The following is a 790-nucleotide window of genomic DNA, read 5'->3' as shown; positions in this document are numbered from 1 at the left end:
GAGCAAGTTTGGGCCGAGATACGTAAGTGTGGGTTTAAAAATAGAGCCTTTAAGACATTAGATGACGTCATAGATAAGCTACAATGTGCTGTAGGTTTCCGTGTTGACCGCATTGAAGATATGGATGCTGTCATGAAAGAAGCTGTTGAGCTTAACAAAGCTGGTCGTACTATTGTCATTGATGCTCGCCTCACACAAGATCGTCCAATCCCAGTAGAAGCTCCAGTGATGACCTTGGATTCAAAACTCTTCTCAGAACAAGAAATCGCTGACTTCAAAGCTAAATACGAAGCTGAAGAATTGGTACAATTCCGCGAATTCTTAGAAGCAGAAGGCCTTGTGTCACAATACATCAAATAAGCATAAACACTAAAAACCAGGAGAAATCCTGGTTTTTTATTCCCAATAAAACCGTTCTACTGTAATATCTTCGTCTGGATAGTCTTTTTCTAAAATTGATACAATTTCAGCATGTTCTTTTTTGACCAATTCTAAGAGTTCTGGTTTATCGTGTCCTACAAAGAAGAATTGGGATTCGATAACGAGAAAGAGTTGATGAAAGTGGTCGTTGAGACGGTCTAGTTTTTCCACTAACCTTGTATTGTCCTTGAAAAAATCAGGTACTTCATTTTTCTCATCAAGGTTAGTTCGCATATCCTTTAAAGGATAGGTCCCATATTCTAAGCAAAATTCGTATGTCATATAAGTCTCCTTTCTAATAGTTTAACAAAAAAAGCTTGAAACAGAAGAAGGTTTGTTTATGACTCCTCATTTGTAAAATTAAGTTAGG

General features: G+C 37.2%; 1 protein-coding gene and 1 pseudogene. One reads left to right on the top strand and one right to left on the bottom strand.

What is annotated here, in order from left to right; all coding sequences use genetic code 11:
* Positions 1–69: 69 nt before the first annotated feature.
* Positions 70–360 (top strand): annotated as a pseudogene (locus ACMZ6U_RS10585) (pyruvate oxidase); the annotation flags it as partial.
* 36 nt (positions 361–396) lie between these two features.
* On the opposite strand, the gene ACMZ6U_RS10580 reads toward ACMZ6U_RS10585, so the two are convergent.
* Positions 397–702, bottom strand: a complete 306-nt coding sequence (locus ACMZ6U_RS10580) for a hypothetical protein (protein ID WP_416108369.1) — start codon at positions 700–702, stop codon at positions 397–399.
* Positions 703–790: the final 88 nt, after the last annotated feature.

Origin of the sequence: Streptococcus pluranimalium (assembly GCF_047785745.1) — a bacterium.
Taxonomy (GTDB): domain Bacteria; phylum Bacillota; class Bacilli; order Lactobacillales; family Streptococcaceae; genus Streptococcus; species Streptococcus pluranimalium_B.
Note: the sequence above shows the minus strand (reverse complement) of the source record. Positions and strands in the feature narration are given on the sequence as shown.

What these genes read in the sequence shown, in the direction of transcription:
- ACMZ6U_RS10580 (WP_416108369.1), bottom strand. Translation starts at nt 702, where the DNA reads ATGACATACGAATTTTGCTTAGAATATGGGACCTATCCTTTAAAGGAT.